17 protein-coding genes are annotated in these 12367 nt (G+C 31.2%); all 17 read right to left on the reverse strand.

Going from position 1 to position 12367, the window contains the following annotated elements:
- Positions 1 to 3: 3 nt before the first annotated feature.
- The 17 genes from BD847_RS02805 to BD847_RS02885 all read right to left on the reverse strand — a co-directional run bounded on the left by BD847_RS02805 (position 4) and on the right by BD847_RS02885 (position 12366).
- The gene (locus BD847_RS02805) at positions 4 to 456 is read right to left on the reverse strand and encodes a hypothetical protein (protein WP_115886737.1); all 453 of its coding nucleotides are present in this window, start codon (positions 454 to 456) and stop codon (positions 4 to 6) included.
- Between the two features lie 88 nt (positions 457 to 544).
- Positions 545 to 1219, reverse strand: a complete 675-nt coding sequence (locus BD847_RS02810; protein ID WP_115886738.1) for a YiiX family permuted papain-like enzyme — start codon at positions 1217 to 1219, stop codon at positions 545 to 547.
- A 98-nt stretch (positions 1220 to 1317) separates the two neighbouring features.
- Positions 1318 to 2223 carry a hypothetical protein gene (locus BD847_RS02815; RefSeq protein ID WP_115886739.1) on the reverse strand — a complete coding sequence of 302 codons (906 nt, stop codon included), beginning with the start codon at positions 2221 to 2223 and terminating at the stop codon, positions 1318 to 1320.
- Between the two features lie 19 nt (positions 2224 to 2242).
- Positions 2243 to 3061: a 3-deoxy-8-phosphooctulonate synthase gene (gene kdsA, locus BD847_RS02820; protein WP_115886740.1), complete on the reverse strand. Its 819-nt coding sequence runs from the start codon at positions 3059 to 3061 to the stop codon at positions 2243 to 2245.
- Between the two features lie 278 nt (positions 3062 to 3339).
- Positions 3340 to 4131 (reverse strand): arylamine N-acetyltransferase family protein, encoded by a 792-nt coding sequence (locus BD847_RS02825; RefSeq protein WP_115886741.1) that lies wholly within the window; start codon positions 4129 to 4131, stop codon positions 3340 to 3342.
- A gap of 603 nt (positions 4132 to 4734) precedes the next feature.
- Positions 4735 to 5049 carry a hypothetical protein gene (locus BD847_RS02835; RefSeq protein WP_115886743.1) on the reverse strand — a complete coding sequence of 105 codons (315 nt, stop codon included), beginning with the start codon at positions 5047 to 5049 and terminating at the stop codon, positions 4735 to 4737.
- Between the two features lie 3 nt (positions 5050 to 5052).
- Entirely contained in the window at positions 5053 to 5433 is a 381-nt protein-coding gene (locus tag BD847_RS02840) for a hypothetical protein (protein ID WP_115886744.1), read from the reverse strand.
- Between the two features lie 11 nt (positions 5434 to 5444).
- Positions 5445 to 5897, reverse strand: coding sequence for a 2-dehydro-3-deoxyphosphooctonate aldolase (locus BD847_RS02845; RefSeq protein ID WP_115886745.1), 453 nt, complete (start codon positions 5895 to 5897; stop codon positions 5445 to 5447).
- A 111-nt stretch (positions 5898 to 6008) separates the two neighbouring features.
- Positions 6009 to 6686, reverse strand: a complete 678-nt coding sequence (locus tag BD847_RS02850; RefSeq protein WP_115886746.1) for a lysoplasmalogenase — start codon at positions 6684 to 6686, stop codon at positions 6009 to 6011.
- 7 nt (positions 6687 to 6693) lie between these two features.
- Positions 6694 to 7965: a sterol desaturase family protein gene (locus tag BD847_RS02855; RefSeq protein WP_115886747.1), complete on the reverse strand. Its 1272-nt coding sequence runs from the start codon at positions 7963 to 7965 to the stop codon at positions 6694 to 6696.
- 64 nt (positions 7966 to 8029) lie between these two features.
- Positions 8030 to 8305 (reverse strand): ATP-dependent Clp protease adaptor ClpS, encoded by a 276-nt coding sequence (locus tag BD847_RS02860; RefSeq protein WP_115886748.1) that lies wholly within the window; start codon positions 8303 to 8305, stop codon positions 8030 to 8032.
- Positions 8306 to 8340: 35 nt separating this feature from the next.
- Positions 8341 to 9174 (reverse strand): 50S ribosomal protein L11 methyltransferase, encoded by an 834-nt coding sequence (gene prmA / locus BD847_RS02865; RefSeq protein ID WP_111424285.1) that lies wholly within the window; start codon positions 9172 to 9174, stop codon positions 8341 to 8343.
- A gap of 211 nt (positions 9175 to 9385) precedes the next feature.
- The gene (gene tpiA / locus BD847_RS02870) at positions 9386 to 10138 is read right to left on the reverse strand and encodes a triose-phosphate isomerase (RefSeq protein ID WP_115886749.1); all 753 of its coding nucleotides are present in this window, start codon (positions 10136 to 10138) and stop codon (positions 9386 to 9388) included.
- A 52-nt stretch (positions 10139 to 10190) separates the two neighbouring features.
- Positions 10191 to 10688, reverse strand: a complete 498-nt coding sequence (locus BD847_RS02875; protein WP_115886750.1) for a TlpA family protein disulfide reductase — start codon at positions 10686 to 10688, stop codon at positions 10191 to 10193.
- A 391-nt stretch (positions 10689 to 11079) separates the two neighbouring features.
- On the reverse strand, positions 11080 to 11673 hold the full coding sequence (locus BD847_RS02880) for an alpha/beta hydrolase (protein ID WP_244201550.1): 594 nt from the start codon (positions 11671 to 11673) through the stop codon (positions 11080 to 11082).
- A 70-nt stretch (positions 11674 to 11743) separates the two neighbouring features.
- Positions 11744 to 11896: a hypothetical protein gene (locus BD847_RS20775; RefSeq protein ID WP_167443812.1), complete on the reverse strand. Its 153-nt coding sequence runs from the start codon at positions 11894 to 11896 to the stop codon at positions 11744 to 11746.
- Positions 11893 to 12366: a DUF6934 family protein gene (locus BD847_RS02885; RefSeq protein WP_115886751.1), complete on the reverse strand. Its 474-nt coding sequence runs from the start codon at positions 12364 to 12366 to the stop codon at positions 11893 to 11895. Before BD847_RS02885 ends, BD847_RS20775 begins: the two co-directional genes overlap by 4 nt.
- Between the last annotated feature and the right edge of the window lies 1 nt (position 12367).

Raw genomic sequence — 12367 nt, forward strand, 5'->3', positions numbered from 1 at the left:
ACTTTAAATTTTAAAAGTTTGTCGAATAGTTTGAACAGGCAAAAAGAGCATTTTTGAAAAATCTAAATAATGAAACGGAAGCGCATTTTTTCCTTTTTTATATTCCCGAATGAAGTAAGGTATTCGTTTGGGATAAAATATAGTTCCCGATAAAATAACCATATACAAATACAAACTTCTCTTTCCGTTTCCAAGCAGATAATACTGCATTCCGATTTCTTCGTAAACAGAAACTCCCGTGCAAGTTAGAACATGAATAATATCATGATCCTCCAGTTTTTCCTGAATATCAAAATGATTTAAGTAAAGAAAACTTCCTAAACCATAACCTAAACTTTCTTCGGGATAGTCCATTAGTTTGCTTTTTTCAATTTTCCAAGGATCGTTTTTCTTATAGTATTTTTGATACGGCTTTTTAGAACATTCATACAATTTCTCAATTAGATAATCTCTCATAAATATATTTTTAAAAGTTCTTTGAATTTCAAAGTAAAATAGTAAATAAAAAAGCCAGAAATAGTAACTTAACTAGCTTTTTATTATATTAGTAAGTGTCGATAACCGTTTTTAATAACATAGAATCGGCAAGATCAGAAGGAGCAACGACTTTTTCTTCGAGTGGAATTTCGTTTCCATAACGTTCTGCTAGTATTTTTTGAACCCTAGGATCTTTTAAATTAAAATCCTTCAATTCTCTAAGTTTTGATAATTCGATTCCTGCAGCATTTTTGTAAATTTTCCAAACCAATTCCGAACAATAGATTCGGTTGTCTGTCCATTCAAAATAAGCATCATATTCTTTGCCATCAAATTGCTGACTATAGGCTTTCATTTTTTCTAAAAGATGCGAATTTAAAGCACTTTCATTTTTTAATCTTTTAACAACATATTTGTCATCTTTTCCGTGTTGAATCCAGTCTTCCAACGGAGTTAATTTTACAGGCTGAACAGCTTCAAATACAAACCATTTTCCGTTAATGTTGTAAATAATACCACAATGTGAAAACTTTGAATTTGTTGCAATACGAACTGCTTCACACTGTTTAGATTCCGAAGTCTGAAAGATAATATCACCGTCCTTATATTTTTCCGACTTCGTTTTTTCTGATTGATTTCCTGTAAAGGGATTATTAGGAAAAACTTTTATCGCCACAAACAGCGCGCATCCAAAACTTAGAAGAAAAGTGAGTAGGAGAAACAGGTATTTATTCTTTTTCATAAAGCATAATTTAAAGTACTTTGAGTTATAAAGTAAATAATAAAAAAAATAGCTGCCAAATAAAATGACAGCTATTTTTCTAAATATATTTTATGCGATTAGATTCTGAAAATCCCTCCAACAGCAATAATTCTCTGGAAGAAGAAGAAGTCCTGCGAAGCTTTGTCTTCATTGCTAACAGTAGTTCTGATATCCTGCATATTGATGTAGCCTCCTTTTAACTCTCCTTGAACATAGAAATGTTTGAAAAAAGTAATGTTAAGACCTGCTTTTGCAGAAACACCATAACCGGAAACATGAAAATCATCATGACGTTCTTTACCTAAAAGAGTAGTATTTGTTTTTGGATACAAAAGACCAGCTCCTAAACCTTCGGTTAAGTTAATCTGAACTTTATCAATATTTGGTAAACCAAACCATTTAGAAACATCATCAAATCTGGCAACCTCAGTATTAATATAGTTTAAGCCATCTGTATGTTCATACATTAAAAAAGCCGGGCCGTTTACATTTATTTCCCCATTGCCATAACCACCTTCTTTAGCTCCTCCCTGAGACATGTCAACAGGAGTATTATTGTAATTACCATTGTAAATTGATGCGGGATCGTCTGCAGGTAAATTGATATTTCCTGTTACATTCGCGATTTGATTCTGTGTCATTACATATTTCATGTGGTCTACGCCAATTGTTACACTGTAATGATCGCTGAAAAAATAACCTAATCTCAAATTAGTTTGCGGAATAGTCATATTTACAGGATTAACATAATCAACATGCCATCCCTTTGGTTTGTCATGAGCCGCCATATTATCGACAGTAAAGTTGTAATCTTTCCCTCTAAAAGTCACATCAGATTTTGAGTAACTTTCTCTATTTCCTCCCCACATTACAAAGAATTTTCCTTTATTGTGGGCAGCATATTTTTGTACCGGAATTTCGTCCTGAGCAAATGTGCTTAATGAAACACAAGTCAGAAGGAAAAATAAAAATTTTGTTTTCAAAGAACTTAAGTATTATAAATTAAAAGGCATTTACTGTTTTTCTAATGGCAACTAACTTGTTCATTAAACCTTCAAAATAGTCTAAATGAAGCATATTTGCACCATCACTTTTAGCATTAGCAGGATCAAAATGTGTTTCGATAAAAATACCATCTACACCAACTGCGATACCAGCTTTTGCAACAGTTTCGATCATGTCTGGTCTTCCGCCTGTAACTCCTGCCGTTTGGTTTGGCTGTTGTAAAGAGTGTGTTACGTCTAGAACAGTAGATGCATATTGTTGCATAGTAGGGATTCCTCTAAAATCAACAATCATATCCTGATAGCCAAACATAGTACCACGATCAGTAACCATTACATTTTCGTTATTGCAATCTAATACTTTTTGAACTGCGTGTTTCATGCTTTCCGGACTCATAAATTGTCCTTTTTTCAAGTTTACCACTTTTCCTGTATTTGCTGCAGCAACAACAAGATCAGTCTGGCGTACTAAGAAAGCTGGAATTTGTAGAACATCTACATATTGTGCAGCCATATCGGCATCTTCATTGGTATGAATGTCGGTAACAGTTGGAACGTGAAAAGTTTCTGAAACTTTTCTTAAGATTTTTAAAGCTTTTTCGTCACCAATTCCTGAAAAACTATCAATTCTAGAACGGTTTGCTTTTTTAAAAGATCCTTTAAATACATAAGGAATCTGAAGTTTGTCGGTAATACCAACTAATTTTTCAGCAATTCTAAGAGCCATTTCTTCTCCTTCAATAGCGCAAGGTCCTGCTAATAAAAAGAAATTTCCGCTGTCAGTATGCTTAATTTGTGGAATATTGTGTATGTTCATAGTATGAATTTTTTGACAGTGCAAAGGTAGTTATGATTTATGAGTTTGAGATGAAGATTTAAGATTATTTTATGAAGCTATTCCTGCTATTCGCTACAATATTTTTCTCTAAAACTTTTTTTTCCAAAGTCTGTTCAGGAGCTTCCTCCGGTCGCTCTGTCCAGCCAGGAAAAAATAAGTTTTAGAGAAAAATGATTTCCGCTTCTATCAGGGCTAGGAGTTTAGTGGAATTTTGGGTTTTTCGGAGTAAAATTCCCAAACAAAATAAAAAATGAACTTTAAAATTTCAAATTAAAATCAGTTTCAAGAATACTTTTCAAGTCTTCATCTTCAAATGAAGTTATTTCTGTTTTACCATTAAGAACCGATTTTATAGAATTTTTAAAAAGTATTTTTTTGCCCAATGGATTTTGTAAAACAACAATTAAATTCTGCACAAAAAAAGAATCCGGATGTGAGTAATTATAATAATTGGCAGGTTTAAAATCAATCCATCTTTGAGGCGTCAGATCAAAAGAATATAAATTCGACCATTCTTTTCCAATTAAAACTTGCAATAAATATTCATCATTTTCAGTTTTAAGTAAAGTAAAAGTATCAGAATCTTGTTGGATTTCCTTTCCAGTTTTACTTAGTTTTAAAGGCTCCCGAATACTATTTCCGCCAAAACCCAAATCAATTAGATAATCTTCATTTTCGATTGTAGCAATAATGCCAAAATGAGTTTTGGCATTTTCTCCGGGATTTACCATTGGCCGCGCCGCAATATAGTAATGCGGAATCCCGATTTCCTGCAGCATCAAAGAAAATATACCGTTTATTTGATAACAATATCCGCCACGCTTTTTAGTAACGATTTGATCTACAATATCATCTCCATTCAAAGAAATAATTTTTCCGGCCTGAACATCAATATCTTCAAAAGGAACTGTAAATAACTGAGATTGCATAAGTTTTTTGATTCCGGCAAGAGTCAGTTCAATTTCTCCTGAAAATTTTACTCGATCTAAGTATTGTTGTAAATTGAAATTTGAAGCTTCAATTTTATAGTGATTTTTCAATTGTGTCATTGTAACGTAATTTTGTTAGTTTCAAAATGAAACTTAAATTCATAAAATTCAAATTAATTGAACTTATGTAAAGTTACAAATTCTCTTGCAGTAAGAAAATTTTCCTTTTGACAGCAAAATTATTTTGCAATAGATTTTTTATTTTGGATATAAAATTTCCAAAAAAATACTTGTCCAACAAGAAACAAAAAGGAGATAAAAATATTCAGAACAACAATAATCTTAATGTTATTTATAAAGTCATCAAGTTCTAAAGTTTCAGGATTGCTAAATCCTTAAAGACTAAATTTTCCAACAACAATTGCGGGTAGTGTAAGCAAAAGGTGGATTAAAAAGGATTTACTGTCTATTTTAGTTGTTGTTTTTGAAAGTTTCCAATAACAGATTGTGACGATTAAAAGAATTAAAAATTTGATTCCATTCGAAATAATTTGGCCTGGAATAAATGTAGAGTGCCAACCCGGAACTATTGAATACAATAAATCAGAATTGAATAAGAAAAGAATAATGTTATATGGAAAGATGATCAAACACAAAATTGCGAAAGTTAAAAATGATAATTTAGTGCTAATCATAAAATTAAATTTTTACTTTTTTGTGGTTTTATTTTTCGTAAGATCTCTTTATAAAATATTGAACTATAATAACAATGAAAAGGATTAAAGTAAACAAAAAAGAAAAGAAAAATATTCCAATTACTCCCATTCCACATCTAAAAGTATCTCCTTTAAGGCTTTCATTGAAATTATATGAAGCAACAGAATAGGCTAATATTGTTAATACAAATTGTAATATCAAGCTGAATAATGAAATAGTTCCAAATTGAAATGGTATGCTTTCGGCGATAGCTTTTCTTCCAAAAATAAGTTGAAAAAATAGAGGTAAAAGGATTAAAATAAATGGAGATATTCCGTACATAAATTAGTTTTTAGCAACTGTTTCTAACATTTTTTTATTCTTTAAATCTATTATTTTTTGATAACTCAATTCGCTAATTTTTAATTCATCTTTTGTTTTGAAAACCTCATATTTGTTTTCAATTCCATTTATATAAATTAACTCGTATAAATCTAAAGTATCATTTTCTTTTGTGAGCACGTCGGCTCTTTTCCAGGTTTTTGTAATTATACCAAACTTTTGAGTTTGTTTATTTATAATAATATCTCCATTTTTAGCATCAAAATAAACTTCTTGCAAATCGCCGTAATGATCTTCAATTTCAATTAAGTATAATCCCCAAGTTATAAAACAAAAAAATATAAGAGATACGCTCAATACTCTTAGAATAATTTTCTTTTTCATAATCAATTAAATTACTCCTTCTTCAATCCCAATCCCATCGGAACCATTAAAATTCCTTTTTCATAAATATTCAAATATAGCGTAATTGGTTTTTTCTGACCTTCCCATGTCAATTCATAAACATTTAAAAATCCAGCTCCCATGTCGCTTCTTTTTGTTGGGAAAGGACAGCAGGTTTCTAATCGTTTGTACTTGATTTTTTCACCATTCGGGCCAGTAAGCGCATTTAGAAAACGAGTTTCGTTTAAAGCTTCGTCTCTTGTATTTCTGAAAAAAAGATTTACAGGGTAATCAGGGTCATAACCATATTTCTTGTCTTTGCTAAAAAGGGTTATGGCAAACATATCCTCTTTCTTCAAAACTAAATCCGGTGCATTATCATCAACATTTTTCAAAGTCGATTTTGTGCTCACGCACGAAGTGGCCGAAATTAGAACAGCAAAAAAAAGTATTATTTTTTTCATGGTTTAAGAGTATTTATAGGATAAAAGTAAAAAATTCCGTTTGTAAATTAAAAGGACTTTGATGTTATTTCTAAAATTCAATAACAGTTATGTTAATCCAGTTCTACTTACTTATTCCTTTTGCTTTGGATTTAGTTTTAGTATACCTACAACAATCAGATATTGTGCCATAAGATACGTCAGCATGATAAAAAATGAACTTTTCTCAATTGAAAAGTAGAATTTGTTAATAGCCAGAATACTGTCCGAAATAACAAATATAATAGCTCCAGCCACGACATACAGATTACCTGGTTTTTTCCAAACCAAATAGCCATTAAAAGCAAATAAAAGCATGATTGAAATTACAGTAGCATAAACAATTACAGGGATTTTTAAATCCCCTAAACTTGGCAAAAGCAAAGTGAGCATTCCAACCAGATATAAGGCAATTGCGATACTGCCAATCCCAAATAAAGTTACGTTTCTCTTGATTTCTCCTTTAGTTTGTTTGTTAAAAAGTACACAATAAAGAATATGCGAAATTAGAAAGGAGACCAATCCTAATATGAAATAAATCTCACCTAAATCTGCAAAAAGCAATATAACATCTCCAATCCAGGAAAAAAGTAACGTAAACAAAAGTAAATTTTGCGAAGGAAATTTTCTGTAAAAATAAGCGCCTAAACTTAAGAGCGGAATTAAGGCCGGCTTTAGAAAACAATCTAAATTTTCATATCCAAGAAATAAAACAAGGAGATAAAAAATGCTAAAAATAATGTAGACTTTAAAAAATGTTGCGTTTCTCATTTTGGGGTTACAAATTTATTGGTTGGTTTTGGGGTGTTTTAAAGTGGGTGGTTACAAAGAAAATCGTTGTTAAAAGCGAGATACTTAAATAACCCAATATAATATAATTACTAAACGGAATGGTGTTGCTTAATCCAAACCAATCGCCATAGTAAGCTATAATTCCGGCTGCAATTAAAAATCGGAATCCTTCCCATAGTATAGCGTATTTACTCTTGTCCATCAATTCAGTATAACTGTAAATGGTTATAAGAATAAAGAAACCATAGATGAAAATATTGGGCAAGCCAATTTTTGCAATATTATCAAATAAATAAGTAACAAATAAAAGTGTTATCAAAACTTGTGTCACAGACCAGTAAATAAGTTGTGGCGAATTTTGCGTTCCGTATTTGTCGAAATCAAAAACGTTTTCAATTTTGTTAACCGGATATTTTTCTTCAAAATTTTCTGGTCGCCAGCCTGTAGGTTTAAACCAGATTGTAAACTTATCTTGCCATCTTTCTGCTCGCCATGCATCGCTAATTAATAAAGCTAAATGCTGAAAATTTATCCGAATCGGATTCCAAGTATTTGCTGGTCTTGTTATACCAAAAACAGGTGGAACATCATCTAATTCGGCCTGAAAAGTACCGAAAAGTTTGTCCCAGAAAATAAAGATCTGAGAATGATTTTTGTCTAAATATTCAGGATTAATGGCATGATGTACACGATGATGAGAAGGCGTAACCAAAATATGTTCAAGAAATCCCATTTTCTTGATATGTTTGGTGTGATACCAGAACTGTAAAAACAAATGCAATGGTAAAGTAATGGCAATAACGGTTGCTGGAACGCCTAAAAGTGCGGCAGGAATCAATAAAAAAGTAAACAAATTTACCAAACTTGCAATTGGCTGACGAAGTGCACAAGCAAGATTGAATTCTTCACTGCTGTGATGAATGGCGTGTTTGTTCCAGAAAAGATTGATTTGATGTGCCCATCGATGACTCCAATAGCCATAAAAATCAATTACAAAAAAAGCAATACAGTAGGAGAGAACATTAGCTTCTTGATGAAAAATGGCAATTTTAGAAACCATCCATTCATAAGATATAAAAGTCAGGCTCAATCCCAAAACATCTTTTACAGAGTTTGTTATTCCTGAGCTAATGCTGGAAACGCTATCGATTAAAGGTGCAGTGTCGTCCTTTTTATAAATACCGTATATTTTTTCAATTATAATTAAAACTAAAAAAACAGGTGTAGCAATAATTAATATCTTTCCGTATTCTTCCATAAAAAAACATTCTATTTTATTTCAAATATAGAATAAAATAGAATGTTTTTTAAATTATTTGTATTTAAACAATTTCGGCGCTAAGTCCAGCTTCCAAAAGTTGTGTACATTGAGGTTTTAGTTTGTCTATCGGACCCGTTTTTACGGTGCATTTTCCGTTGTAATGTACAATTAAGGAACATTGTTCTGCTTGTTCAGCCGTGTGGTTGCAAACGCGCATCAAAGTATCAATAACGTGGTCAAATGTATTTACATCGTCGTTGTACATAATGATTTCGTTATTAAAACCTGTCGCTTCTTTTTCCCGAACTCTTTCTCTTACTTTTTCTTTAGTACTCATCTTGTCTAGTTTTTGTACTTTGTAATTACTAATAACTAATTTACGTATTTTAATGAAACCCAGTTGTTTCTTTGAAGCTTTTTAACATACGTTAACCCTTTTTCAACGCAAGAAGCATCAATAAAAGGAATGTCTTCTTCATAAAAACCACTGAAAAGAATAATTCCTTTTGGGTTTAAAGCATCAACGTAAGCCTGCATATCGTTCAACAAAATATTTCTGTTGATATTCGCAATAATTAAATCGTATTTTTTTCCTGCCAACAAAGCAGCATCACCTTCGTAAACGCTAATATGCTTGCAATTATTACGCTCAGCATTTTCAATAGAATTCAGATAACACCAGTTGTCAATATCAATGGCATCGATTGGTTCAGCGCCTTTCATTTCGGCTAAAATGGCCAAAATTGCAGTACCGCAACCCATATCTAAAGTTTTAAGACCTTTCACATCCATTTCAAGTAAATGCTGAATCATCATGTGTGTTGTTTCATGATGTCCGGTTCCAAAACTCATTTTTGGTTCAATTAAGATATCAAATTCAGCATCAGTTTTTGGGTGAAAAGGAGCGCGAACATGACATTTTCCATCAACATCAATTGGTTCAAAGTTTTTCTCCCATTCTTCATTCCAGTTTACCTGATCAATTTCTTCAATGGTATATTCAATTTTAAATTCTTCCGATTGTAAAATATAAATATCATCCAGAATATTCTCATCCCATAAATCTTTCTTCACAAAAGCTGAAATTCCGTTTTCTGTTTCAGTAAAACTTTCAAACGCTTTTTCTCCCAATTCTGCAACTAAAATTTCTGAACCAAGTTCTTTCGGTTCAATTGTAAAATGATATCCTAAATATATATTCGACATAAATAATTTTTTTGCAAAGGTAAGAATAGAAAGCAGAAGTAACTTATAAATCTAGAAGAACATTGATAATTTAAGAATTATTTAAAACAAAAAAGTGTTTGCATCAGCAAACACTTTTTTTTATAATGTAAGATTTCAAAATCTAAAATCTAAAATCTAAAATCTAAAATCTAAAATCTAAAATCTAAAATCTAAAATCTAAAATCTAAAATTAGATAGCAGTTACAATTGCTAAGAAATCATCAGCTTTTAAAGCAGCACCTCCAATTAAACCACCATCTACGTCTGGTTTAGAGAAAATTTCTTTTGCATTGTCTGGTTTTACAGAACCACCATACAAAATAGAAACTTCATCAGCGATTTCAGCTCCAAAAGCTTTACGAATAGTTTCTCTGATGAATTCGTGCATTTCCTGCGCTTGTTCTGGTGAAGCTGTTTCTCCGGTTCCGATAGCCCAAACTGGCTCGTAAGCTAAAACAACTTTAGACCAAGATTCTTTTGCAATGTGGAATAATCCGTCACGTAATTGGTTTTCAACAATATTGAAATGATTTCCTGATTGACGGTCTTTTAATTCTTCTCCAAAACAGAAAATAACAGTCATGTCATGTTTCAAAGCAGTGTCAACTTTGTTTGCGATCAATGCATCTGTTTCGTGGAAAATAGCTCTGCGCTCTGAGTGACCTAGAATTACAGTATTAACACCAATGCTTGTCAACATATCAGCAGAAATTTCTCCTGTAAAAGCACCACCTTCAGCTTGGTGAACGTTTTGTGCAGAAACACTGATTGTAGTGTTTTTTACTTTTGCAGCAGCAGCTTGTAAGTTTACAAATGTTGGTGCTACAATTACCTGTGCAGTAGTTTGTGCTGGTATTTTAGTGATTAATTCGCTTAATAATTCTTCAGTCTGTGCTGCGTTTTTATGCATTTTCCAGTTTCCTGCAACAATCTTTTTTCTCATTTTGGTAGTTTTTATTATTCTTTTAATTTTTTGTTTTTGTGGTAATTACAGATTATTTTAAACCTTGTAATGTTGCGTTTATTTTATCGAAATCAGTTTCGATTGCGCGGTACAATACAATTTTTCCGGTTTTGTCAACAATGATATATCTTGGAATCCAATCTAAATCGATCGCTTTTCCAAAAACACCTTTCATTCCGTCATTCATCATATAATGATCACCTTTGTTTAATTCGTGTTTTTCGATTCCGGCTTTCCATTTATCAGCAGTTTTGTCAGCTGAAAGAAATAGGTACGAAACATCAGGATTATTTGCTTGTAATTCTTTTACTTTTGGCATTGCTTTTACGCAGTCGCCACACCATGAAGCCCAAACCTCAATAACTAAAGTTTTTCCTTTGTATTTTTTTAAAATGTTTTTGAAAGAAACCTGACTTCCATCTGAAGCTAATAATTTTTCAGACAATGCCTCTTTTGAAAACTCAGTTTTTTGAGCCTGAGAACATGAAAATGTAATAAACGCAATAACGACTAGGGCTAACTGTTTCATATTTTATTTTAATTATTTTTTATTAAGTACTGAATTCACAAAGTTAATCAAACAAATGGAATGCCAAATGGAGATTAACAAAATTTGAAGAGTCGTTTATTTTATCACAAAACTGCAGTTTTGGGTTAGAAAAAGCGGAATGAAATCGTAATAGTAGACGCAAAATCCATTCGTTTTTTAGAATGTTATTTTGAAAAGGCTATTAAATATTTAAAATTTCTGACTTGATAGAGCTTTTAGATTAAAAAAAACGTCAGCGGTTAATCAAAAAAAGCTTCAATAAATATATTTTACTGAAGCTTTTTAAAGTATTTAATTTCGATGTTTAATTCAAATCATAATTGCCGTTTGCCCATTTTTTGCTTGGAGCAATCCAATTGTCGGCAGCTTTTTATAAAAATCCGTGTTTTAGACCTGTATTCAGTTCAATTTCTTTGAAATGATTGACTTTAAGTTTTGAAGTTTCTTTTCTTTTAATTGCCGAAACGCCATAAATATCTGATTTTTCGTAAATGGTTAAAATGTTTCCACAAAAGTTGATTTCCGGAAATTTTTCTATGTCCGTATCCATAAAACAACCTATAAAAACAAAATTCATATCTGGATTAGCAACAAAAGTCGAAACAAATTGTGCAATATAACCACCTTTTGAAGTTCCAATTACGGTAATATGGTTTGGAGGAACACCTTGCTTAAGAAGTTTTTTAACCTGTTTTGCTATTTTTTCAGCATAGTCGTACGCATCTGTATTGTTCTTTCTAATTTCACTGTAAACAATAAAGTTGTCCTTTCTAAAAGAAGCTAAAATCTCGTTGTATTCAGCTTTTCCATATTCCGGATGAGGTACATTTAAAGGATTTTGTTCTATGTAGGCATTGTGTAGAAAGAAAATGTAACGTTGGTCTTTATTGGTTTGACTAAAAGTAGTAATTGAAAAAAAAGAAATAAGTAAAAATGAGAAATATAATTTTTGAAATTGTCGCATATAGTATATAATTTTTGGCCATAAAAAAAGTCCAGTTGATGTCGGACTTTAATAAGTTACAATTTTGATTTTATAAATTTATATTAAAGGTAAGCTTATTAATCTCTTCTTGTTTACCTGATTCTATAATTTTTAAATTGTCTAATTTTCTATCAATTTTTATTTTAGAATTAGTAGAAGCATTTTTAATTTCAGCTGAAACTTTCTTGACTGTAGTTTTCATAATTCTTTTCTTTTAATGATAAAACCAAAAAAATCTCCATTTACTTGGAAAGGAGCACTAATAACATTTCCAAACTCATTCTTTATTGCTCCAAAGATAATGAAAGTTTCGGATAATTCTTCTAAATTAATTGAGATGGCTCTTCTATATAAACGTGTTCTTCCTAGTGTACTGCCTTTAAAAAAGACAATCTTTTCGGGATATTTTTCTGTGAAAATATAAACCGATTTAGCAACTGTTGCTAAAATCATATTTCTATCCCCATTGTTTGTAATTATCGAATCGTCTATGGCATATTTTTTATTAACTGCATTATAAATTAAATCTCCAAATGCTAAATTGTAGATTTCTTTAGATTGAGTTGGACTAAAAATTATGACTTTCTTTATTTCTCCGTTTGGACCATTACTTTTAAATTCAAAAATAGATGTTTCAGTATTTCTGTAGAGTTCATATTGCGAATGTTTCATT

It is taken from the genome of Flavobacterium cutihirudinis (genome assembly GCF_003385895.1).
Classification (GTDB): domain Bacteria; phylum Bacteroidota; class Bacteroidia; order Flavobacteriales; family Flavobacteriaceae; genus Flavobacterium; species Flavobacterium cutihirudinis.

What these genes read in the sequence shown, in the direction of transcription:
- BD847_RS02805 (WP_115886737.1), bottom strand. Translation starts at nt 456, where the DNA reads ATGAGAGATTATCTAATTGAGAAATTGTATGAATGTTCTAAAAAGCCG.
- BD847_RS02810 (WP_115886738.1), bottom strand. Translation starts at nt 1,219, where the DNA reads ATGAAAAAGAATAAATACCTGTTTCTCCTACTCACTTTTCTTCTAAGT.
- kdsA (WP_115886740.1), bottom strand. Translation starts at nt 3,061, where the DNA reads ATGAACATACACAATATTCCACAAATTAAGCATACTGACAGCGGAAAT.
- BD847_RS02825 (WP_115886741.1), bottom strand. Translation starts at nt 4,131, where the DNA reads ATGACACAATTGAAAAATCACTATAAAATTGAAGCTTCAAATTTCAAT.
- BD847_RS02835 (WP_115886743.1), bottom strand. Translation starts at nt 5,049, where the DNA reads ATGTACGGAATATCTCCATTTATTTTAATCCTTTTACCTCTATTTTTT.
- BD847_RS02840 (WP_115886744.1), bottom strand. Translation starts at nt 5,433, where the DNA reads ATGAAAAAGAAAATTATTCTAAGAGTATTGAGCGTATCTCTTATATTT.
- BD847_RS02845 (WP_115886745.1), bottom strand. Translation starts at nt 5,897, where the DNA reads ATGAAAAAAATAATACTTTTTTTTGCTGTTCTAATTTCGGCCACTTCG.
- BD847_RS02850 (WP_115886746.1), bottom strand. Translation starts at nt 6,686, where the DNA reads ATGAGAAACGCAACATTTTTTAAAGTCTACATTATTTTTAGCATTTTT.
- BD847_RS02855 (WP_115886747.1), bottom strand. Translation starts at nt 7,965, where the DNA reads ATGGAAGAATACGGAAAGATATTAATTATTGCTACACCTGTTTTTTTA.
- BD847_RS02860 (WP_115886748.1), bottom strand. Translation starts at nt 8,305, where the DNA reads ATGAGTACTAAAGAAAAAGTAAGAGAAAGAGTTCGGGAAAAAGAAGCG.
- prmA (WP_111424285.1), bottom strand. Translation starts at nt 9,174, where the DNA reads ATGTCGAATATATATTTAGGATATCATTTTACAATTGAACCGAAAGAA.
- tpiA (WP_115886749.1), bottom strand. Translation starts at nt 10,138, where the DNA reads ATGAGAAAAAAGATTGTTGCAGGAAACTGGAAAATGCATAAAAACGCA.
- BD847_RS02875 (WP_115886750.1), bottom strand. Translation starts at nt 10,688, where the DNA reads ATGAAACAGTTAGCCCTAGTCGTTATTGCGTTTATTACATTTTCATGT.
- BD847_RS02880 (WP_244201550.1), bottom strand. Translation starts at nt 11,673, where the DNA reads ATGCGACAATTTCAAAAATTATATTTCTCATTTTTACTTATTTCTTTT.
- BD847_RS20775 (WP_167443812.1), bottom strand. Translation starts at nt 11,896, where the DNA reads ATGAAAACTACAGTCAAGAAAGTTTCAGCTGAAATTAAAAATGCTTCT.
- BD847_RS02885 (WP_115886751.1), bottom strand. Translation starts at nt 12,366, where the DNA reads ATGAAACATTCGCAATATGAACTCTACAGAAATACTGAAACATCTATT.